This is a genomic window from Nonomuraea sp. CX421 (genome assembly GCF_059358955.1).
Window position 1 is genome coordinate 73,547 of sequence record NZ_JCADBK010000023.1, and the last position, 17,413, is coordinate 90,959.

The following is a 17,413-nucleotide window of genomic DNA, read 5'->3' on the forward strand; positions in this document are numbered from 1 at the left end:
CGATGACCGACGCTCCCGTCCTGGTCGTCACCAGTGTCGACGACGCCACGGCCGATCCGGTCGCCCGGCGGTTGTTCGAGCGCGGGGTGCCCGTGGCGCGTCTCGATCCGGCCGACTTCCTCGGTGCCGAGGCCAGGATGTCGGCCAGGTTCGGCAGCCACGGGATGTCCGGCCGGATTCGCACCGCGAGCCGGGAGGTGGAGCTGCGCGGGGTGCGGGCGGTGTGGTGGCGCCGTCCCACCCCCTACCGGGAGCGCGCCGGCCGGCCGGAGCCGATCGCCAGGTTCGCCGCGAACGAGGCCGGCATCGGGTTCGGCGGCGTGCTGGCCGCCCTGCCCGACTGCCTCTGGGTCAACCATCCGTGGCGCAATCACGCCGCCGAGCACAAGCCCGCCCAGCTCGTCACCGCGGCGGCGTGCGGCTTCACCGTGCCCGAGACCCTGGTCACCAACGAGGTGGACGAGGCGCGGGCCTTCGCCGACGGGTACGCGCCGGTCGTCTACAAACCGCTCCGGCATGCCGTGCTGCCCGCCGCCGACGGCCGCGCCGGGATGATCTGGGTCGGCCCGGTCGTCTCCGCGTCGCTGGACGACTCGGTGGCGGGCACGGCCCACATGTTCCAGGCTCAGGTGGACAAGGTCGCCGACGTGCGGGTCACGGTCGTCGGCCGGTGGCTCTTCGCGGTGCGCATCGACGGCGGGCTCCTCGACTGGCGGGCCGACTACGACGCCCTCGCCTACACCCGGATCGGTTGCCCGGCCGAGGTCGAAGCGGCCATCCATCGCTACATGGCGGGCTTCGGGTTGATGTTCGGCGCGTTCGACTTCGCCCTCACCGCCGCCGGCGCGTGGGTGTTCCTGGAGTGCAATCCCAACGGCCAGTGGGCCTGGATCGCCGAGCAGGAGGACGCGGTCGCCGACGCCCTGGCCGACCTCCTGGAGAAAGGGCGGATTTGACCGGCTCGCTTCCGGGAGGCGGGGCGGCGGTCCTGGTCGGCGAGTCGCGCCGATCAGGGGCGCAGGGCGGCGAGTTGCTGCTCGAACGGTATGACGTCCTCGAACGCCTCCGGCGCGTTCTGCGCGGGGTGCCGGTGTGTCAGCAGGCCGGCCAGCTCGCCGGCGGCGCGGGCGACGCGGTCCGACAGGACGCCGGTGGCGTCGCCGTCTCCGCCCCAGTCTTCGGAGGCCGCGTAGACGGCGGGGGCGTCACGATGGCGTGCAGGTAGGCGAAGAGCGGGCGCATCGCGTGCTCCAGCGCGAGCGAGTGGCGGGCGGTGCCTCCGGTCGCGGCGATCAGCACCGGCTTGCCCGCCAGCGCGTCGTTGCCGATGACGTCGAAGAACGACTTGAACAGGCCGCTGTAGGAGGCGGTGAAGATCGGCGTGACCGCGATGAGGCCGTCGGCCGACGTCGCCGCGTCGATCGCGTCGCGCAGCCGGGCGCCGGCGAAGCCGGTGACGAAGGTGTTGGCGATGTCGCCGGCCAGGTCGCGCAGCTCGATCACGCGTACCTCGACGGCGCCGCCCGCCTCCTCGATCCGCCGCGCGGTCGCCTCCGCGAGCCGGTCGGCGAGCAGGCGGGTCGAGGACGGCTGGGTCAGTCCCGCCGTGACGACGACGAGGTTCATGAAGGTCTCTCCTTCCGGTCGGTACGGGCTCAGCCGGCGGCGGGCTCGGAGGGGCGGGCGGTCAGCAGGGAGGCGTGGGTCGGGGCGCCGGGCACCTCGGCGGGCCGGCCGGCGGCGAACTCCCGGCGCAGCACGGGCACGACCTCCTCACCGAGGATGTCGAGCTGCTCCAGCACGGTCTTCAGCGGCAGACCGGCGTGGTCCATCAGGAACAGCTGGCGCTGGTAGTCGCCGAACGACTCGCGGAACGTCAGTGTCCGGTCGATGACCTGCTGCGGGCTGCCGACCGTGAGCGGCGTCTCCTCGGCGAACTCCTCCAGCGACGGGCCGTGGCCGTAGACCGGGGCGTTGTCGAAGTAGGGGCGGAACTCGCGGACCGCGTCCTGGGAGTTCTTGCGCATGAACACCTGGCCGCCGAGCCCGACGATGGCCTGCTCGGGCGTGCCGTGGCCGTAGTGGGCGTAGCGCCGGCGGTAGAGGGTGATCAGGCGGATGAAGTGCTCCTTCGGCCAGAAGATGTTGTTGGCGAAGAACCCGTCACCGTAGTAGGCGGCCTGCTCGGCGATCTCGGGGCTGCGGATGGAGCCGTGCCACACGAACGGCGGCACCCCGTCGAGCGGGCGCGGCGTGGAGGTGAAGCCCTGCAACGGAGTGCGGAAGCGGCCCTTCCAGTCGACGACGTCCTCGCGCCACAGCTGGTGCAGCAGCGCGTAGTTCTCGATGGCCAGCGGGATGCCCTGCCGGATGTCCTGGCCGAACCAGGGGTAGACGGGGCCGGTGTTGCCGCGCCCGAGCATGAGGTCCACCCGGCCGTCGGCCAGGTGCTGCAGCATGGCGAAGTCTTCGGCGATCTTCACCGGGTCGTTGGTGGTGATCAGCGTCGTGGCCGTGGAGAGGGTGATGCGCTCGGTCCTGGCCGCGATGAAGCCCAGCATGGTCGTGGGGGAGGAGGGCACGAACGGCGGGTTGTGGTGCTCGCCGGTCGCGAACACGTCGAGCCCGACCTCCTCCGCCTTGAGCGCGATGGCCACCATGGCCTTGATGCGCTCATGCTCGGTCGGTGTCCTGCCGGTGGTGGGGTCCATGGTCACGTCGCCCACGCTGAAGATCCCGAACTGCATCATAGTCACCACCCTTGACTGTTGAACTTTTGACAATCAGCTCAGCGCGGTAGCGCGCCCGGTTATTCCACAATCATGCTGTGCCCGCACACCTCCTCGCGCCCTGGCGCCGTCCCGCACCCACCGGACCGCTTCCGTCCTCGGCCGGCAGTTCGTCCCCGACGCGGATCCTGGACTGGCGCCATCCTCGCGTGCTCGCCCTGGCGGCCGAAGCGGGCGCTTCTGGTATCCGCGCTTTCCCTGGTTGCGGCCGCTGATCCCGGGGCGGGTCGTGCTGGCCTGGCCGGAGTTCCGTACGAAAGGACGCTGGGTGCCGGTCTCCGAGATCTACGGCGACCTCGGCTCCCTGCGCGACGGTGGCGCGTTCGCCAATGACGGCGGCGAGACGTTGTTCGACGCCGTCGCCCGCACCGCGATCGACTGGGACGGCGCCACTTGCTCCTCGTGCGACCTGTCCGGGCAGGTGCTGGCCGATCTCGGCTACTTCGACGCCCGTGACGACCTGTTCGCGGCGTACGGGCAGACGGTCTGTTCGGTGGTGGCGGTCGCGTCGAGGGTGGTGGTGCGGGTCACAGGGCGTTGATGTCGGCCGGACCGAGGATGCGCTTGGGGGCGCCGTGCTCGGCGACGGTGATCATGGCTCTGCCGATCTGCTCCGTGGTGGTGACGGCCGAAGGCAGGAGCCGCCGCAGCACCGGGTAGAAGGGCACCGTCACCACGTAGGCCAGGCGGTACCACCGCGTCCTCGACGTGATGCCGTGCAGCGGCTGGATGTAGCCCGGGCGGAACATGTACGCCTCCAGCGGCAGCGTCAGCAGGGCGTTCTCGGTGGCGCCCTTGACCCGGGCCCACATCGTGCGACCGTCCGCGTCGGTGCCCGCCCCGGACACGTACACGAAGGTGGAGCCGGGGCTGAGCCGGGCCAGCGTGGTGCCGGCGGACAGGGTGAAGTCGTAGGTGATCCGCCGGTAGTCGCGCTCGTTCATGCCGGTGGAGGAGACGCCGAGACAGAAGAAGCAGGCGTCGTGGCCGGCCAGGTCGCCCTCGATCGGGCCGAGGTCGAGCAGGTCGGCGTGGGTGATCTCGCGCAGCTTGGGGTGCGCCTGCCCGGTGGGCGCGCGGCCGACCGTCAGCACCGCCTCGACCCGGTCGTCGGCCAGGCACTCGCGCAGCACGCCCTGGCCGACCATGCCGGTCGCACCGAAAATGATCACCTTCATGCCGCTCCGTTCCTGGCGCCATGCTAGGCGGCCAGGCCGCGTCAGCGGCGCACCGGGCCCTTCGGCCGGTGCGTGCTCCGCGGCGCACGGCAGGTGGAGCGGCGGGCCCGGCAGGGCCTCACGCCTGGCTCGCTCCCCAGTCCAGCAGCGCCCTGGCCGTGTCGAAGCGGCGGCTGGAGACCGACTCGCCGAGCAGCACGCCGATCAGCAGGCGGCCGTCGCGCTCGCCGGCGAAGGCCAGGCTGTAGCCGGCGGCGCGGGTGAAGCCGGTCTTCAGGCCGAGGGCTCCGGGCTCGCCGAGCAGCTTGTTGGTGTTGGTCCAGGTGTAGGAGCGGTGGTCGGCGGTCTGCTCCACCGTGTGGACGCGGGTGGCGGTGACCTGCCTCAGCAGCGGGTTCTCCAGCGCCTTCACGGCCAGCAGGGCCTGGTCCTTCGCGGTGGAGTGGCCGTCGCCGGCGGGCATGGGCAGGCCGTCGGCGTTGACGTACTCGGTGTCGGTCATGCCGAGGCGGCGGGCGGTGTCGTTCATCTTGGCCACGAACCCGGGGACGCCCGGACCGTAGGCGCGGGCCAGCGCGTGCGCGGCGTCGGCGCCGGAGGGCAGCATGAGGCCGTACAGCAGCTCACCGACGGGGAGCCGGTCGCCGGCGCGCAGGTAGGCGCTGGTGCCGCCGCCGTTCACGGCGTAGCTGACATCCTCGGGCTCGATCTCCACCAGGTCCGTCGGCTTGGCGGACTGGAGCACGACGTGAGCGGTCATCGTCTTGGTGAGGCTGGCGATCGGCATGCGGACGTCGGCGTTCGTGCCGAGCAGTTCCCTGCCTGTGGCGGCGTCGAGCAGGTAGGCGGCGCGGCCGTACACGGCGGGCGCGCTCGCGGCGGGCGCCTGCGCGGGCGCCTGTGCGGCGGCGACCGCGGTCGCCGGGCCGGCGGGCTGCGCGTGGGCAGGCGTCGCGAACCCGGCGGCCACGGCGATGGCGCCGGCGCAGAGGGTCAGGCGGGCTTTCCGGTTACGCATACGACACAGAATGCCGCGAAGCTTTGTGTTTTTTTAGGGTAATCGTCCCCTTTGTCTGGAGTAAGAGTCCGAAACGCCTTCAGCGGCGGTGAATCCGGGTCAGGTAAATCTTTACCGCTCGGTCCTCATCAGAGTGGCCCGCGTGACCAGGGACCACGAATGGCGTACGTGCGCCCAGGCGGGTCCAGCTCGGCGGTGCTGCCCAGCTGGTTGGCGAACAGCGTGGAGCCGTCGGGGCTGAAACAGGCGCCCGCGAACTCACTGTCGTCGGCGATGTTCACCGCCAGCTCGAACGGCTGCCCACCACGCGGGTCCAGGCCGATCAGCCGGTTGACGTTGGCCAGGCCCGGCGCCAGCGGGTGCGGGTCGGCGTCCACCGAGGAGGCGTCGTCCTCGCACAGCACGATGCCGCCGCGCGGCGTGAACGTGAGATTGTCGGGCGAGTCGAGCTCCTTGCGGCCCGGCGACTCGTACACCAGCACCAGCGTGCCCCCGCGGTCACGGCCGGGCACGTACCGCCAGACCTGGCCGTAGCCCTCCCGGTAGCCGTCAGCGCCGGGAGCGTCACCGTTCTTGGCGTCGCCGCCGCTGGTCGAGTTGAAGAACACGCTGCCGTCGCCGTACCAGCAGCCCTCCAGGCGGTTGAACTTGGCGCCGCCCTTGGCCAGGCCCTGCTGGGTGCAGGTCGCCGCGCCGCCCTCCAGGTCGGGGTCCGGATCGTCGATCGTCACCCACTCGACCGGCAGCCGGGCGCCCATCCGCTGGCCCTCACGGCAGTCGTAGCCGTCGACGCCCTCGATCTTGAGCATCTCCAGCACCCCGCCGGCCGCCAGGTTGCGCGGATCCCTGGGCCGGAACCGGTAGAACCCGTCGGGCTTGCCCGAGTCGTCCTCCGTCTCGTACACGTAGCCGGTGCGCGGGTCGACCGCGACGGCCTCGTGCGAGAAGCGGCCCATCGCGGTGAGCGGCATCGAGGCGGCCGGGCGGCCGGGCACCGGACCGTTCAGCGGCACCTCGAAGACGTAGCCGTGCTTGCGCTGCCAGCCCTGTGCCGGCCCCGCCGTCGTCTCCTCGCAGGTCAGCCAGCCGCGCTCGTGCAGCATCCGGCCGCCCGCGCAGTTGATGATCGTGCCGTTGAGGCTGACGAAGTGCCTTACCACCTCGCCGCTGCGCGGATCCACCTCCAGCGTGGTGGTGCCGCCCACGCCCAGCTCGTCGTACCTCGCCGAACCGGGCACGTGCACCCGGCCCAGCGGCGAGCCCGGAGGGGTGCGCACCTCGTGGTTGCGGATCAGCCGCACCGTGTGGCGGCGGGTGCCGGGGAACGCGGCCATGCCGTCGTGCGCGATCGGCGTGGCCACCCCGTCGGACATCGGGGTACCGGTCCTGCCCAGCACCACGTACGAGAAGCCGGCGGGGAGCGCCAGCAGTTCCTCGCCGGTGTTGCGCGACGGCGTGCGGCGCAGCGGGCCGTAACCCACCCGGCGCGGATCCGGCGGGGTCCGGCCGGTCTCGGCCCAGGCGGCGTGCGCGCCCAGGGTGTCGATGGCGATGCCGCTGGCCAGCGCGCCACCCGCGGTGGCGAGGCCACGGCCGAGAAAGGTCCGGCGATCGAGCGCGCTCAACTGATTCTCCTCGGGACGGAGGACGACTCCAGGGACACGGAGCGTCCCGCCAGCGTAGACGCGTTGACTCCGCACCAGGAGGCCCAGACACGCTGCGTTGTCAGACGAGAACCCTGACAGTCACCAGTCGACGGCGACGTACTTGGTCTCCATGTAGTCGAGCATCCCCTCGTGGCCGCCCTCGCGGCCGATGCCGCTCTGCTTGACGCCGCCGAACGGGGCGGCCGGGTCACTGACCAGGCCGCGGTTGAGCCCGACCATGCCGGCCTCCAGCCGCTCGGTGACCCGCAGGCCGCGCGCCAGGTCGCCGGTGTAGACGTAGGAGACCAGGCCGAACTCGGTGTCGTTGGCCATCCGGACCGCCTCGTCCTCATCGTCGAAGGAGACGATCGGCGCCACCGGCCCGAACACCTCCTCGCGCAGGATCGGCGCGTCGGGATGGACGTTCACCAGCACGGTCGGCTCGTAGTAGAAGCCGGGCCGGTCGGGCCGGCCACCGCCCACCAAGGCCTTCGCGCCGCCGTCGAGGCTGCCGCGCACCAGGCTGTGGACCTTGTCCACGGCGTCCTGGTTGACCAGCGGCCCGACCTGGGTGCCCTCCTCGGTGCCGGGGCCGACCACCAGCGCCGACATGCGGGAGGCCAGCCGCCTGGCGAACTCGTCGGCGACCGGCGCCTCGACGTAGAACCGGTTGGCCGCCGTGCACGCCTCACCGGCGTTGCGCATCTTGGCGATCATCGCGCCCTCGATCGCCGCGTCCAGGTCGGCGTCGGCGAATACGACGAACGGGGCGTTGCCGCCGAGCTCCATCGAGGTGTTGACCACCTGGTCGGCCGCCTCGCGCAGCAGCACCCGGCCCACCTCGGTGGAGCCGGTGAAGGACAGCTTGCGCACCCGCGGATCGTGCAGCATGGCCGACACCACCGCGCCGGAGCGGCGGGCGGGCAGCACGTTGACCACGCCCGGCGGCACCCCGGCCGCGCTCAGGATCTCGGCCATGGCCAGCGCGGTGAGCGGCGTGTCACTGGCGGGCTTGAGGATCATGGTGCAGCCCGCCGCCAGCGCGGGCCCCATCTTGCGGGTCGCCATCGCGGCCGGGAAGTTCCACGGCGTCACCAGTACGCAGACGCCGACCGGCTGGTGGAACACGACGATCCGGTTGGCGCCCGACGGGGCGGTGGTGAGCTGTCCCGCGCCGCGCACCGCCTCCTCGGAGTACCAGCGGAAGAACTCGGCCGCGTACGTGACCTCGCCGCGCGCGTCGGGCAGCGCCTTGCCGTTCTCCAGCGAGATGAGCCTGGCCAGGTCCTCGGCCCGTTCGGTCATCAGCTCGAAGGCGGCGCGGAGGATCTCGGCCCGCTCCCGGGGGGCCGTGGCCGCCCAGGAGGCGGCCGCCGCGTGCGCCGCGTCGACGGCGGAGATCGCGTCGTCGGCGGTGCCGTCGGCCACGGAGGTGATGACCTGTCCCGTGGCGGGATCCAGCACGTCGAACCGGCCGCCGTCGCCGGCCGTGACCGCCTGGCCGCCGATGTAGAGCTCGGTGAGCATGATCGTGTCTTCCTTTCCGTACGGGTCGGCGGGCGGCGGGGTGGTCATGAAGGTCCTCCCAGACCGTCGTCCACCGCGACGTCCTCCGGTTCGAGGCGCAGCCCCGAGGCGGCGGCCTGCAGGTCGAGCAGGACGGCGAAGTCCTCGTCCACCCGGCCCGTGCCGACGCTGGCCTGGATGAGCTGCGCGGTGAGCGCGGTGACGGGCATCGGCACGTCCAGGGCGCGGGCGGCGGTCAGGCCGAGGTCGAAGTCCTTGCGCAGCAGGATCGGGGTGAACGTCGGCGTGTAGTCGAGGTGCACGAACGCCGGGGACTTGTAGCGGGTGAACGCCGAGCCCATGACGCTGTCGTTGAGGAACTCCAGGAAGGCGTGCCGCTGGACGCCGCCCTTCTCGGCCAGCACGGTGATCTCGGCCAGCGTCTGGGTGACCACGCCCAGCATCAGGTTGTGCGCGATCTTCACCAGGCGGGCGGTCTCGCCCTCTCCCACATAGGTGACCGACCTCCCGAGCCGCTCCAGGAGAGGGGCGACCTGGTCGTAGGTCTCCCGGTCGCCCGACACCACCAGGCTGAGCGCACCGGCCCGCGCCACCTTGGGGTTGCCGCTGACCGGCGCGGCCAGGTAGGCGACCCCCCTCTCCGCGCAGGCCCGGCGCACCTCGGCCGACGACTCCACGGACACGGTCGAGGAGTCGATCACGACCCCCGGCAGCTCGTCACCCGTGAGCAGCCCGTCGTCGCCGAACAACACGTTCTCCAGGACGGACGCCGTGGAGACCATGGTGAACACCACGTCCCTGTCACGCAGCGCGCCGAGCGACTCCGCGACCGACGCGCCGTGCTCCTTGAGCGGCTCCGCCTTGGCGATGGTGCGGTTCCAGGCGGTCACGTCCACACCGGCGTCGGCGAGCCGCGCCGCCATGGCGGCTCCCATCCGGCCGGTCCCGATCCAGCCGACCCGGGTCGTTGTCGCATCAGTCATCGGAACTCCTCGGTGAGCGGGGCCGGGCCGGGCATCGTCCGGTGTCCGGGTGCTCGCTCTCCCTGGAACGTGTCCCGTGTGAATGTGGGCAAACCGTCAGGTGACCTCGCGCAGCGTCCTGATCAGGGCGTCGATCTCCTCCGCCTGGCCGGGCAGCAGGTCGCGCAGGGTCCGCAGCGCGTGGACGACGCCCTCGATCACGCAGCCGGGACGGGTCTCGCTCCCGAAGATCTTCGAGGCCTCGGTGTGGTCTCCGAGCGCGGCCAGGTAGACGCCCAGGTTGAGCCGGGCGTTCCCGTCCGTGTCACCGCCCGCCACCTCGCGAGCTCCCAGGTCGAGCGCCCGCCGGAAGGCCTCGTCGGCAGCCGCCCGATCGCCCAGCGAGAGCCTGGTGAGGCCCGAGGCGTAGACGTGCCAGCTGGCGGCGGGGTCGAGCTCCATCGCGCGGTCTAGGTCGGCCAGGGCCTTGCCGTGGTCGCCCAGGATGCGGTGGGTCTCGCCCCGGGCGGCCAGCGCCCAGGCGTAGCCGGGGTCCAAGCCGAGAGCGTGGTCCAGGTCGATGAGGGCTTCGTCGTAGCGCCGCAGGGCCTGGTAGGTCGTGCCGCGGGCGGCGAGGGCCCAGGCGTAGTCAGGGTCGAGTTCGATGGCGCGGTCGAGGTCGGCGAGAGCCTGCTCGTGGTTTCCCATGACGCGGTGCACGGTGCCGCGCACGGCGATCGCCCCCGCGAAGCGCGGATCGAGGCCCACCACGCGGTCGAGGTCGGCCAGCGCCTGGTCGTTGCGCCCCGCGAGATGGTGGATCCCGCCTCGCAGGGCGACGCCCCAGGCGTAGCCGGGTTCCAGCTCGACGGCGCGGTCGAGGTCGGCCAGCGCGGTCTCGAAACGCTTGAGGGACAGGCAGGCCCATGCGCGTGTGTACAGGGCGTCGGCCTGCGCGCGGGCGCTCAGTGGCACGGTCTCCAGCAGGATGGTCATGAGCTCGACGGAGCTCTCGTTGCTTCCCCCGGCGTGTGCGCCGAGCCGGGCGGCCCAGCTGAGGAGAAGCTCGGACTCGACCTCCTCACCGGCCTGCCGGACGGCGTCCAGCACCCTGCGGGTCAGGGCGATGTCCGTGCGGTGGGCGTGGACGACCTGCTCCAGTGCGGTGTCCAGATGCGCGTGCGGGTCGGCGCAGAGGCCGTGGTAGATCTCTTCCAGCAGGTGGTGCTGCCAGGCGGGATCGTTCCACTGCTGGGACTCGGGCAGTTGGAGTTCGTCGCGCCACTGCTGGTGGCGTTCGCGCAAACTCCTGTGCCGCCGGCGCCAGTCCAGGGGAGAGCGGCTGCGCTGCGTGCGCAGCATGGGGGTGCGCACCGCCGCGTGGTAGACGTAACCGCCGGCCCGGCGGCTGACGAACGGCTGGCCGCGCAGCCAGGCGAAGGTCGCGCCGGCCGTCTGGGGAGAGACGAGGGCCCCGAGGACGTCCTCGTTGAGCGTGCGGGGATAGGCGGCCAGCAGCGCGACGGCGCGGCGCTCCTCGTCGCTCTCCCATTTCAGGAACCGCTCCACGGCGTCGTCGCTCGGGTCGCCCACCTCGGCCGGGTCGCCCGGCTGGTTCTGCGCCAGCATCGCCACCAGCAGGGGCAGTCTGCCGGAGAGGCCGAGGATGAGGCGGATCACGCGCTCGTCCCGCACGCCCTTGCGCAGGCAGAGCCCGCGCGCCTCTTCCTCGGTGAACGGCGCGAGCTCGATCTCCGCGAGGATCCCGGCGTAGCCGCTCCACCGGTTGGGATCCAGCGGATGCTGACCGGCGACGCCGACGACCAGGTTGGCCGGGAGCGCGCCGTACCTGCCGCCGAACAGGTCGAGCAGCCAGGTCTCGCACCACAGCGCGGTGCGTTCGAAGGTGTCGAAGAACAGGGCGACGGGCCGCTTGGCGGCCAGCCGCCGCAGGCCGGCCAGGAACGAGGGCGTCAGCATCTCGGTGGGCAACAGCAGCAGGCGGACGTCCTGGTTCGGGAACTTGCCCGCCAGATAGGTGCGGAAGCGTTCCGCCTGCTCGACCGCGGACTCCGCGTCGACGGCGTCCGCCACGGCGCCGACGATCGGCAGCGACTTCATCGTGCCGAGACCGAGCCGCACCGCCGTCGACGTCAGCAACCGCATGGCGCCGTCGGGAGCCTACGGATCGCTGACCAGCGCCCTGCGACGGCGCTCGTAGAGCGAGAACTCCTCGTCGAAGGCGGACAGGTGGGCGCCGTCCCGGCCCAGGTCGCGGGCCACCTGCGCCATGACGGTCGGCACGTCGAAGGTGTCCTCGTTGACGACGGCGCAGACGGCTCCGTGCTCGGCGGCCATCCGCCTGAACTGTTCGGTGAGGAAGGTCTTGCCGACTCCCGCGTCACCGTGGATGTTGACGATGAACCGGCGCCTGTCGGAGTCGACGGGAAGCGCGAGGTTCTCGCCGAACCAGGCGAGCTGGCTCTCCCGGCCGACGAAACCGGCCTGCTGCCGGCGCTTGACGATCTCCTGGAGGGTCAGTTCGGGGTCGGCCATGGAGACTCCACGCTTCCTCATCCGCCTGGATGGGGATCAGTATCACTTGAGCTGATCACCAGCCGCCGAGGTCACCAGCCGCCGAGGTCACCAGCCGCCGAAATCGCCACCGCCGAAGTCGCCCCCGAAGTCGCCGCCGCCGCCGGTGTCGTGGTCGTGGTCGTGCGCGTGCTTGTGCCGCTGATGCTCCTGCCAGGCGTGACCGGCCTGCTTCGCGCCCTCGCGCACCGCCGACCAGTCAGTCGCCCCGGAGCCGCCCTTCGCGTACAAGGGCGGTCCTGGAGCCCGGTGGCAGACGGGAACCCTTGCCGGGTGGCCCTGGCTGAACTATCGTCTGGACATGTGTCCAACAATGCGCTGACGGAGCCCACCCGGCGGCGGCTGACGCACCGGCAGGCCGACACCGTGCGCCGGCTGACCGACGCCGCCGTCGAGGAGCTGCGCGAGCGGGGCTTCGACGGGCTGACCGTGCGCAACGTGGCCCGCCGGGCGGGTGTCGCGCCGGCCACCGCCTACACCTACTTCTCCTCCAAGAACCACCTCGTCGCCGAGGTGTTCTGGCGCCGCCTGAGCGCCCTGCCGCCGCTGGAGCCGGCCGGCGACCAGGTCCAGGCCGTCTCGGTGCTGCGCGAGATCGCGCTGCTGGTCGCCGACGAGCCGCGGCTCGCCGCCGCCTGCACCGCCGCGCTGCTCGGCGACGACCCCGACGTGCAGGAGCTGCGGCTGCGCATCGGCCTGACCATCCGCCGCAGGCTGCGCGCCGCGCTCGGCCCCGAAGCCGACCGCAAGGTGCTCAACGCGCTCGAAATGGCCTACGCGGGCGCCCTGGTGCAGGCCGGGATGGGCCACATCTCCTACCACGAGACGGCCGACCGCCTGGCCGAAGTCGCCGAGCTGATCGTGAGGTAGCCCGCGTGGACCCGGTCTCCTACAGCCCGTACGACTACGCCGTGCACGACGACCCCTATCCCGTCTACGCCCGGCTGCGGCGGGAGGCCCCCCTCTACCGCAACGACGACCTCGACTTCTGGGCCGTCTCCCGCCACGCCGACGTGGCCGCCGCGTTCCGCGACCACCAGCGCTTCTCCAACGTCAACGGCGTCTCGCTCGACCCCAGCGCGTGGGGTCCCGCCGCGCACCGGACGATGTCCTTCCTGGCCATGGACCCGCCCTCGCACACCCGGATGCGCGCCCTGGTCGCCAAGGGGTTCACCCCGCGCCGGGTGCGCGAGCTGGAGGGCGACATCCTGCGGCTGACCCGCCGCCACCTGACCCCGGCCGTCGCCGCGGGCGGGTTCGACGTGGTGGCCGACTTCGCCGGGAAGCTGCCGATGGACGTCATCTCCGAGCTGATGGGCGTCCCCGAGGCCGACCGTGACGAGCTGCGCCGCCTGGCCGACCTGGTCGTGCACCGCGAGGAGGGCCTGACCGACGTCCCGCCCGCCGGGATGGAGGCGGCGCTCACCCTCGTCGGCTACTACGAGGGGCTGGTCGCCGAGCGCCGCGCGAGACCGGGCGCCGATCTCACCTCCGCGTTGCTGGCCGCCGAGGAGGACGGCGACCGGCTGACCGACGAGGAGATCATCGCCTTCCTGTTCCTCATGGTGGTGGCCGGCAACGAGACGACCACCAAGCTGCTGGCCAACGCGCTCTACTGGGGCCGGCGCAACCCCGCCGAACTGGCCAAACCCTGGAAGGACCCGGCCCGGGTGACCGACTGGGTGGAGGAGACGCTCCGCTACGACCCGTCCAGCCAGATCCTGGCCCGCACCGTCGCGCACGAAACCGAGCTGTACGGCACCGCCGTCCCCGCGGGGAGCCGGCTGGTGCTCCTCATCGGCGCGGCCAACCGCGACGAGCGGGCGTTCTCCGAACCCGACCGCTACGACCTCGACCGGGACACCTCCGCGCTGATCAGCTTCGGCGGCGGCCGGCACTTCTGCCTGGGCGCCAACCTGGCCAGGCTGGAGGCCCGGATCGCGCTGACCGAGTTCGTCAGGCAGGTCCGCTCCTTCGAGGTCGACGCCGGCCAGGCCGTGCGCGTGCACTCCGTCAACGTCCGTGGTTTCGCCCGACTGCCCATCTCCGTCACTCCCGCCTGAGGATCGAGCTGCCATGCCGCGCTTCGAACCACACCCCTCACGCCGTCCCGCGCTGGTCACCGGAGCCTCCTCCGGCATCGGCGCCGCCACCGCCACCCTGCTCGCCGCCCGAGGGCACCCCGTCGCCCTCGGCGCCCGCCGGGTCGAACGGTGCCGCGAGCTCGCCGAGACCCTGGCCAAGGACGGCGCCGAGGTGTTCGCGCACGTTCTGGACGTCGCCGACTCCGGCTCCGTCGAACGGTTCGTGGCCGCCTCCGCCGCCGCGCTCGGCGCCCCCGAGATCGTCGTCTCCGGCGCGGGCGACGTGAGCGCCGAACGCGTCCACGAGCTCGACTCCGCCGGACTCGCCGCCCAGCTCCAGGTGCACCTGGTGGGCGCGCACCGCCTGGTCTCCCAGGTGGTGCCCGGCATGGTGCGGAACGGCCGGGGCGACGTCGTCCTCGTCTCCTCCGACGTCGTACGGGCACCGCGCCCCCACATGGGCGCCTACGTGGCGGCCAAGAACGGCCTGGAGGGCATGGCCCGGACGATGCAGATGGAGCTGGAGGGCACCGGCGTGCGGGTCTCGATCGTCCGGCCCGGTCCCACGATGACCGGCATGGGGATGGACTGGGACCCCCAGACGACCGGAGAGGTCCTGGAGGACTGGGTCAAGTGGGGCCTCGCCCGCCACCCGTACTTCCTCAAGCCGGAGAACGTCGCCGCGGTGATCGCCGCCGTCGTCGAGACGCCGCGCGGCACCCACCTGACCCTGGTCGAGGTCCAGCCGGAGGCGAGGAACCGATGACGCAGCCCAGACTCGTCTCCGGCGGCCCCGACCACCTGGAGGAGCTGCGGGCCGACCCGATCGGCCTGATGCGGCGGGTGCGCGAGGAGTGCGGCGCGGTCGGGGAGTTCCGGCTGGCGGGGCGGCCGGTCGTGCTGCTGTCGGGCGCCGAGGCCAACGAGTTCTTCTTCCGCGCCCCCGACGAGGAGCTCGACCAGGCCGGCGCGTACCCGTTCATGACCCCGATCTTCGGCGAGGGGGTGGTCTTCGACGCCACTCCCGAGCAGCGCAGGGAGGCGCTGCACAACCAGGCGCTCAAAGGTTCCTACCTCAAGGGGCATGCCGCCACGATCGCCGCCGAGGTGGACCGGATGGTGGCCGGGTGGGGAAGCGAGGGGGAGATCGACCTGCTCGACTGGTTCGCCGAGCTGACCATCTACACCTCCTCCGCCTGCCTGATCGGCAGGCGCTTCCGCGAGCAGCTCGACCGGCGCTTCGCCGAGCTCTACCACGACCTGGAGCGCGGCACCGACGCGATCGCCTACGTCGACCCGTACGCCGACATCGACAGCTTCCGGCGGCGCGACGCGGCCCGCGTCCAGCTCGTCGGCCTCGTCGAGGAGATCATGGCCACCCGCACCGCACCCGCCCGTGAGGACCGCGATCTGCTCGACGTGCTCATGTCCCTCGGCAGGTTCTCCGCCGACCAGATCACCGGGATGTTCATCTCGATGATGTTCGCCGGGCACCACACGACCTCCGGCACCGCGGCCTGGACGCTGATCGAGCTGCTGCGCCACCCCGAGATCATGCGCGCGGTGGTCGCCGAGCTGGACGAGCTGTACGCCGACGGCTCGGAGGTCAGCTTCCAGGCGTTGCGCGAGATCCCGCTGCTCGAATCGGCCGTCAAGGAGGCGCTGCGCCTGCACCCGCCGCTCATCCTGCTGCTCCGGGTGGCCCGGTCGGAGCAGCGGGTGCTCGGCCACCGCATCCCCGAGGGGACCATGGTCGGCTGCTCCCTGGCCGTGTCCAACCGGATCGCCGAGGACTTCCCCGACCCGGACGCCTTCGACCCGTCGCGCTACGCCAAGCCGCGCGAGGAGGACCTGCTGCACCGGTGGACCTGGGTGCCGTTCGGCGCCGGGCGGCACCGCTGCGTGGGCGCCGGCTTCGCGATGATCCAGCTCAAGGCGATCTTCTCGGTGCTGCTGCGTGACTGGGAGTTCGCCCTGGCCCAGGACCCCGCGTCCTACCGTAACGACCATTCCACGATGGTGGTCCAGCTCGCCCGGCCGTGCCGGGTGACCTACCGCAGGAGGCGGCCTTGCGGGTGAGCGTCGACCTCGACCTGTGCCAGGGGCACGCCCTGTGCGAGCTGGAGGCGCCCGAGGTCTTCGAGGTGCCGAGGAAGGGCAAGGCGCGGGTCCTCGACCCGCGTCCGCCCGAGACGCTGCGCGACCGGGTCGAGGCCGCCGTCCGCTACTGCCCCACCCAGGCGATCCTGCTCAAGCCGAAGGAGTGACCGCGCCATGCCCAGTTTCCCCCGCAGTGAGCTCGACGAGATGGTCCAGCGCTGGCTGGAAGCCAACCACCGGTGCGAGGAGGCGGGCGACTGGCGCCCGCTGGCCGAGCTCTACACCGAGGACGCCACCTACGGCTGGAACGTCGGCCCCGGCCAGGACTTCATGGCGGTCGGCCGCGACGAGATCCGCGACCTGGTCCTGGGGTCGGAGATGGGCGGCCTGGACGGCTGGACCTACCCGTACCAGCGGGTCCTCGTCGACGACCGCGCCGGTGAGGTGGTCGGGTTCTGGAAGCAGATCGCCGACGCCGAGCGGCCGGGCGGCGGCGCGTACGAGGTGGCGGGCATCGGCGGCAGCTGGTTCCGCTACGGGGGAGACTTCCGGTGGTCGTGGCAGCGCGACTGGTTCGACCTGGGCAACGTCACCTCGCTGTTCGTCGAGATGATGAAGGCGGGCACCCTGTCCGAGGGCATGAAGCGCCGCCTGGACCGGGCCGCCTCCGGGGAGCGGATCCCCGGCTACCACCCGCGGGGCGAGTCGCCGGTCCCGCTCTGGTGAGCCGCTCAGACTGGGATGCGCGGCGTGCTCTGGTGAGCCGCTCAGGCTGGAAGACGCGGCGTGCTGTGGCGAACCGGTCAGGCGGGGATGTGCGGCGTGCCGTCGCGCATCGGCGGGAACCTGAACGTCGCGGCCGTGGTGCCCCGCGTCATCCTGGTGATCTCGGCCTCGCCGACGGGCTCGGTGTCGTCGTCGATGATCACCTCCCAGCGGCAGTGCGGCACCCGGCCGGCGGGCGTCCGGGGCGGCCGGTGCACCGGCCGGATCCGGGCGCGCGGGTTCACCGCCTGGGCGGTCCAGTCGAAGGTGCCGTCCTCGATGTGGTGGCACATGCCCCGGGTCGCGCGCTCCCCGAACGGCTCCACGTCCAGCAGTGCGCCGCAGCTGCGCAACTGGAAGAAGCCGTGGGTCTCCGAGACGAGCTCGTACTCCACGTCCATGTAGTGCTGGGCGAAGCCGGGGTCGAGCTGCAGGCACTTGAAGATGGCCGACACTCCGTCGCCCTCGATCCGCATGATCTCGCGGATCCGCCGGGTGTAGACGGGGCTGGCGCCCTGCCACTCGTCGATGGCGATCTCCTCCACGGCCTGCTGCCCGTACCGCAGGCCGACGGTGATCAGCGCGGACCGGTCGAGCAGGTGGACGATCAGCGCGTACTCGCGGACAAGCCGCACCAGGGCTTCTTTGGACAGGTCCTCGAACCGGAAGTTCGGATCGAATTCTCCGGAATAGTCCTTGCGCTCCGTCATGCGGGCAACTGTAGTCTGGACAGGTGTCCAGAACAACCG

At 71.9% G+C, this 17,413-nt stretch carries 19 protein-coding genes; 8 read left to right on the forward strand and 11 right to left on the reverse strand.

Annotated elements, in window-relative coordinates; translation table 11 throughout:
- The first annotated feature begins 2 nt into the window (after positions 1 to 2).
- Positions 3 to 956 (forward strand): ATP-grasp ribosomal peptide maturase, encoded by a 954-nt coding sequence (gene tgmB, locus AC5L3X_RS30940; protein ID WP_494861679.1) that lies wholly within the window; start codon positions 3 to 5, stop codon positions 954 to 956.
- Between the two features lie 139 nt (positions 957 to 1,095).
- On the opposite strand, the gene AC5L3X_RS30945 is transcribed toward tgmB, so the two are convergent.
- Both AC5L3X_RS30945 and AC5L3X_RS30950 read right to left on the reverse strand, forming a co-directional pair.
- Positions 1,096 to 1,626, reverse strand: coding sequence for a CE1759 family FMN reductase (locus AC5L3X_RS30945; RefSeq protein ID WP_494861681.1), 531 nt, complete (start codon positions 1,624 to 1,626; stop codon positions 1,096 to 1,098).
- A 29-nt stretch (positions 1,627 to 1,655) separates the two neighbouring features.
- Entirely contained in the window at positions 1,656 to 2,747 is a 1,092-nt protein-coding gene (locus AC5L3X_RS30950; protein ID WP_189128037.1) for an LLM class flavin-dependent oxidoreductase, read from the reverse strand.
- A gap of 244 nt (positions 2,748 to 2,991) precedes the next feature.
- Between AC5L3X_RS30950 and AC5L3X_RS30955 the strand changes: the two genes are divergently transcribed.
- On the forward strand, positions 2,992 to 3,330 hold the full coding sequence (locus AC5L3X_RS30955) for a hypothetical protein (RefSeq protein ID WP_494861683.1): 339 nt from the start codon (positions 2,992 to 2,994) through the stop codon (positions 3,328 to 3,330).
- Here the strand turns inward: AC5L3X_RS30955 and AC5L3X_RS30960 are convergent.
- From AC5L3X_RS30960 to AC5L3X_RS30995, 8 genes are all read right to left on the reverse strand, one after another.
- Complete coding sequence (locus AC5L3X_RS30960; protein WP_494861685.1) at positions 3,317 to 3,967, reverse strand: Rossmann-fold NAD(P)-binding domain-containing protein; 651 nt, start codon at positions 3,965 to 3,967, stop codon at positions 3,317 to 3,319. The two genes, AC5L3X_RS30955 and AC5L3X_RS30960, sit on opposite strands and share 14 nt — an antisense overlap.
- Positions 3,968 to 4,085: 118 nt before the next feature.
- Positions 4,086 to 4,985 (reverse strand): D-alanyl-D-alanine carboxypeptidase family protein, encoded by a 900-nt coding sequence (locus AC5L3X_RS30965; RefSeq protein ID WP_494861687.1) that lies wholly within the window; start codon positions 4,983 to 4,985, stop codon positions 4,086 to 4,088.
- 128 nt (positions 4,986 to 5,113) lie between these two features.
- On the reverse strand, positions 5,114 to 6,610 hold the full coding sequence (locus tag AC5L3X_RS30970) for a PhoX family protein (protein WP_494861689.1): 1,497 nt from the start codon (positions 6,608 to 6,610) through the stop codon (positions 5,114 to 5,116).
- A gap of 120 nt (positions 6,611 to 6,730) precedes the next feature.
- Complete coding sequence (locus AC5L3X_RS30975) at positions 6,731 to 8,206, reverse strand: NAD-dependent succinate-semialdehyde dehydrogenase (RefSeq protein WP_494861691.1); 1,476 nt, start codon at positions 8,204 to 8,206, stop codon at positions 6,731 to 6,733.
- On the reverse strand, positions 8,203 to 9,141 hold the full coding sequence (locus tag AC5L3X_RS30980; RefSeq protein WP_494861693.1) for an NAD(P)-dependent oxidoreductase: 939 nt from the start codon (positions 9,139 to 9,141) through the stop codon (positions 8,203 to 8,205). Before AC5L3X_RS30980 ends, AC5L3X_RS30975 begins: the two co-directional genes overlap by 4 nt.
- Before the next feature lie 96 nt (positions 9,142 to 9,237).
- The gene (locus tag AC5L3X_RS30985) at positions 9,238 to 11,286 is read right to left on the reverse strand and encodes a tetratricopeptide repeat protein (RefSeq protein WP_494861695.1); all 2,049 of its coding nucleotides are present in this window, start codon (positions 11,284 to 11,286) and stop codon (positions 9,238 to 9,240) included.
- Positions 11,287 to 11,301: 15 nt separating this feature from the next.
- Positions 11,302 to 11,676, reverse strand: a complete 375-nt coding sequence (locus AC5L3X_RS30990) for an ATP-binding protein (RefSeq protein WP_494861697.1) — start codon at positions 11,674 to 11,676, stop codon at positions 11,302 to 11,304.
- An 87-nt stretch (positions 11,677 to 11,763) separates the two neighbouring features.
- Entirely contained in the window at positions 11,764 to 11,946 is a 183-nt protein-coding gene (locus AC5L3X_RS30995; RefSeq protein ID WP_494861699.1) for a hypothetical protein, read from the reverse strand.
- Between the two features lie 72 nt (positions 11,947 to 12,018).
- Here AC5L3X_RS30995 and AC5L3X_RS31000 point away from each other — a divergent pair, with 72 nt between their 5' ends.
- The 6 genes from AC5L3X_RS31000 to AC5L3X_RS31025 are packed head-to-tail and all read left to right on the forward strand — an operon-like array spanning position 12,019 to position 16,625.
- Positions 12,019 to 12,585, forward strand: coding sequence for a TetR/AcrR family transcriptional regulator (locus AC5L3X_RS31000; RefSeq protein ID WP_494861701.1), 567 nt, complete (start codon positions 12,019 to 12,021; stop codon positions 12,583 to 12,585).
- Between the two features lie 5 nt (positions 12,586 to 12,590).
- Entirely contained in the window at positions 12,591 to 13,778 is a 1,188-nt protein-coding gene (locus tag AC5L3X_RS31005) for a cytochrome P450 (protein ID WP_494861703.1), read from the forward strand.
- Positions 13,779 to 13,791: 13 nt separating this feature from the next.
- Positions 13,792 to 14,565: an SDR family oxidoreductase gene (locus AC5L3X_RS31010; RefSeq protein WP_494861705.1), complete on the forward strand. Its 774-nt coding sequence runs from the start codon at positions 13,792 to 13,794 to the stop codon at positions 14,563 to 14,565.
- The gene (locus tag AC5L3X_RS31015) at positions 14,562 to 15,878 is read left to right on the forward strand and encodes a cytochrome P450 (RefSeq protein ID WP_494861707.1); all 1,317 of its coding nucleotides are present in this window, start codon (positions 14,562 to 14,564) and stop codon (positions 15,876 to 15,878) included. The genes AC5L3X_RS31010 and AC5L3X_RS31015 overlap by 4 nt, the downstream gene beginning before the upstream one ends.
- Positions 15,875 to 16,066, forward strand: a complete 192-nt coding sequence (locus tag AC5L3X_RS31020; RefSeq protein WP_494861761.1) for a ferredoxin — start codon at positions 15,875 to 15,877, stop codon at positions 16,064 to 16,066. The genes AC5L3X_RS31015 and AC5L3X_RS31020 overlap by 4 nt, the downstream gene beginning before the upstream one ends.
- Before the next feature lie 7 nt (positions 16,067 to 16,073).
- Positions 16,074 to 16,625 carry a nuclear transport factor 2 family protein gene (locus tag AC5L3X_RS31025; RefSeq protein ID WP_494861709.1) on the forward strand — a complete coding sequence of 184 codons (552 nt, stop codon included), beginning with the start codon at positions 16,074 to 16,076 and terminating at the stop codon, positions 16,623 to 16,625.
- A gap of 77 nt (positions 16,626 to 16,702) precedes the next feature.
- On the opposite strand, the gene AC5L3X_RS31030 is transcribed toward AC5L3X_RS31025, so the two are convergent.
- Complete coding sequence (locus AC5L3X_RS31030) at positions 16,703 to 17,374, reverse strand: hypothetical protein (RefSeq protein ID WP_189127971.1); 672 nt, start codon at positions 17,372 to 17,374, stop codon at positions 16,703 to 16,705.
- Positions 17,375 to 17,413 lie beyond the last annotated feature (39 nt).

Excerpts from the sequence above, each read along its gene's own strand:
- tgmB (WP_494861679.1), top strand. The coding sequence starts at position 3 with ATGACCGACGCTCCCGTCCTGGTCGTCACCAGTGTCGACGACGCCACG.
- AC5L3X_RS30945 (WP_494861681.1), bottom strand. The coding sequence starts at position 1,626 with ATGAACCTCGTCGTCGTCACGGCGGGACTGACCCAGCCGTCCTCGACC.
- AC5L3X_RS30950 (WP_189128037.1), bottom strand. The coding sequence starts at position 2,747 with ATGCAGTTCGGGATCTTCAGCGTGGGCGACGTGACCATGGACCCCACC.
- AC5L3X_RS30960 (WP_494861685.1), bottom strand. The coding sequence starts at position 3,967 with ATGAAGGTGATCATTTTCGGTGCGACCGGCATGGTCGGCCAGGGCGTG.
- AC5L3X_RS30965 (WP_494861687.1), bottom strand. The coding sequence starts at position 4,985 with ATGCGTAACCGGAAAGCCCGCCTGACCCTCTGCGCCGGCGCCATCGCC.
- AC5L3X_RS30975 (WP_494861691.1), bottom strand. The coding sequence starts at position 8,206 with ATGACCACCCCGCCGCCCGCCGACCCGTACGGAAAGGAAGACACGATC.
- AC5L3X_RS30980 (WP_494861693.1), bottom strand. The coding sequence starts at position 9,141 with ATGACTGATGCGACAACGACCCGGGTCGGCTGGATCGGGACCGGCCGG.
- AC5L3X_RS30985 (WP_494861695.1), bottom strand. The coding sequence starts at position 11,286 with ATGCGGTTGCTGACGTCGACGGCGGTGCGGCTCGGTCTCGGCACGATG.
- AC5L3X_RS30990 (WP_494861697.1), bottom strand. The coding sequence starts at position 11,676 with ATGGCCGACCCCGAACTGACCCTCCAGGAGATCGTCAAGCGCCGGCAG.
- AC5L3X_RS31010 (WP_494861705.1), top strand. The coding sequence starts at position 13,792 with ATGCCGCGCTTCGAACCACACCCCTCACGCCGTCCCGCGCTGGTCACC.
- AC5L3X_RS31015 (WP_494861707.1), top strand. The coding sequence starts at position 14,562 with ATGACGCAGCCCAGACTCGTCTCCGGCGGCCCCGACCACCTGGAGGAG.
- AC5L3X_RS31025 (WP_494861709.1), top strand. The coding sequence starts at position 16,074 with ATGCCCAGTTTCCCCCGCAGTGAGCTCGACGAGATGGTCCAGCGCTGG.
- AC5L3X_RS31030 (WP_189127971.1), bottom strand. The coding sequence starts at position 17,374 with ATGACGGAGCGCAAGGACTATTCCGGAGAATTCGATCCGAACTTCCGG.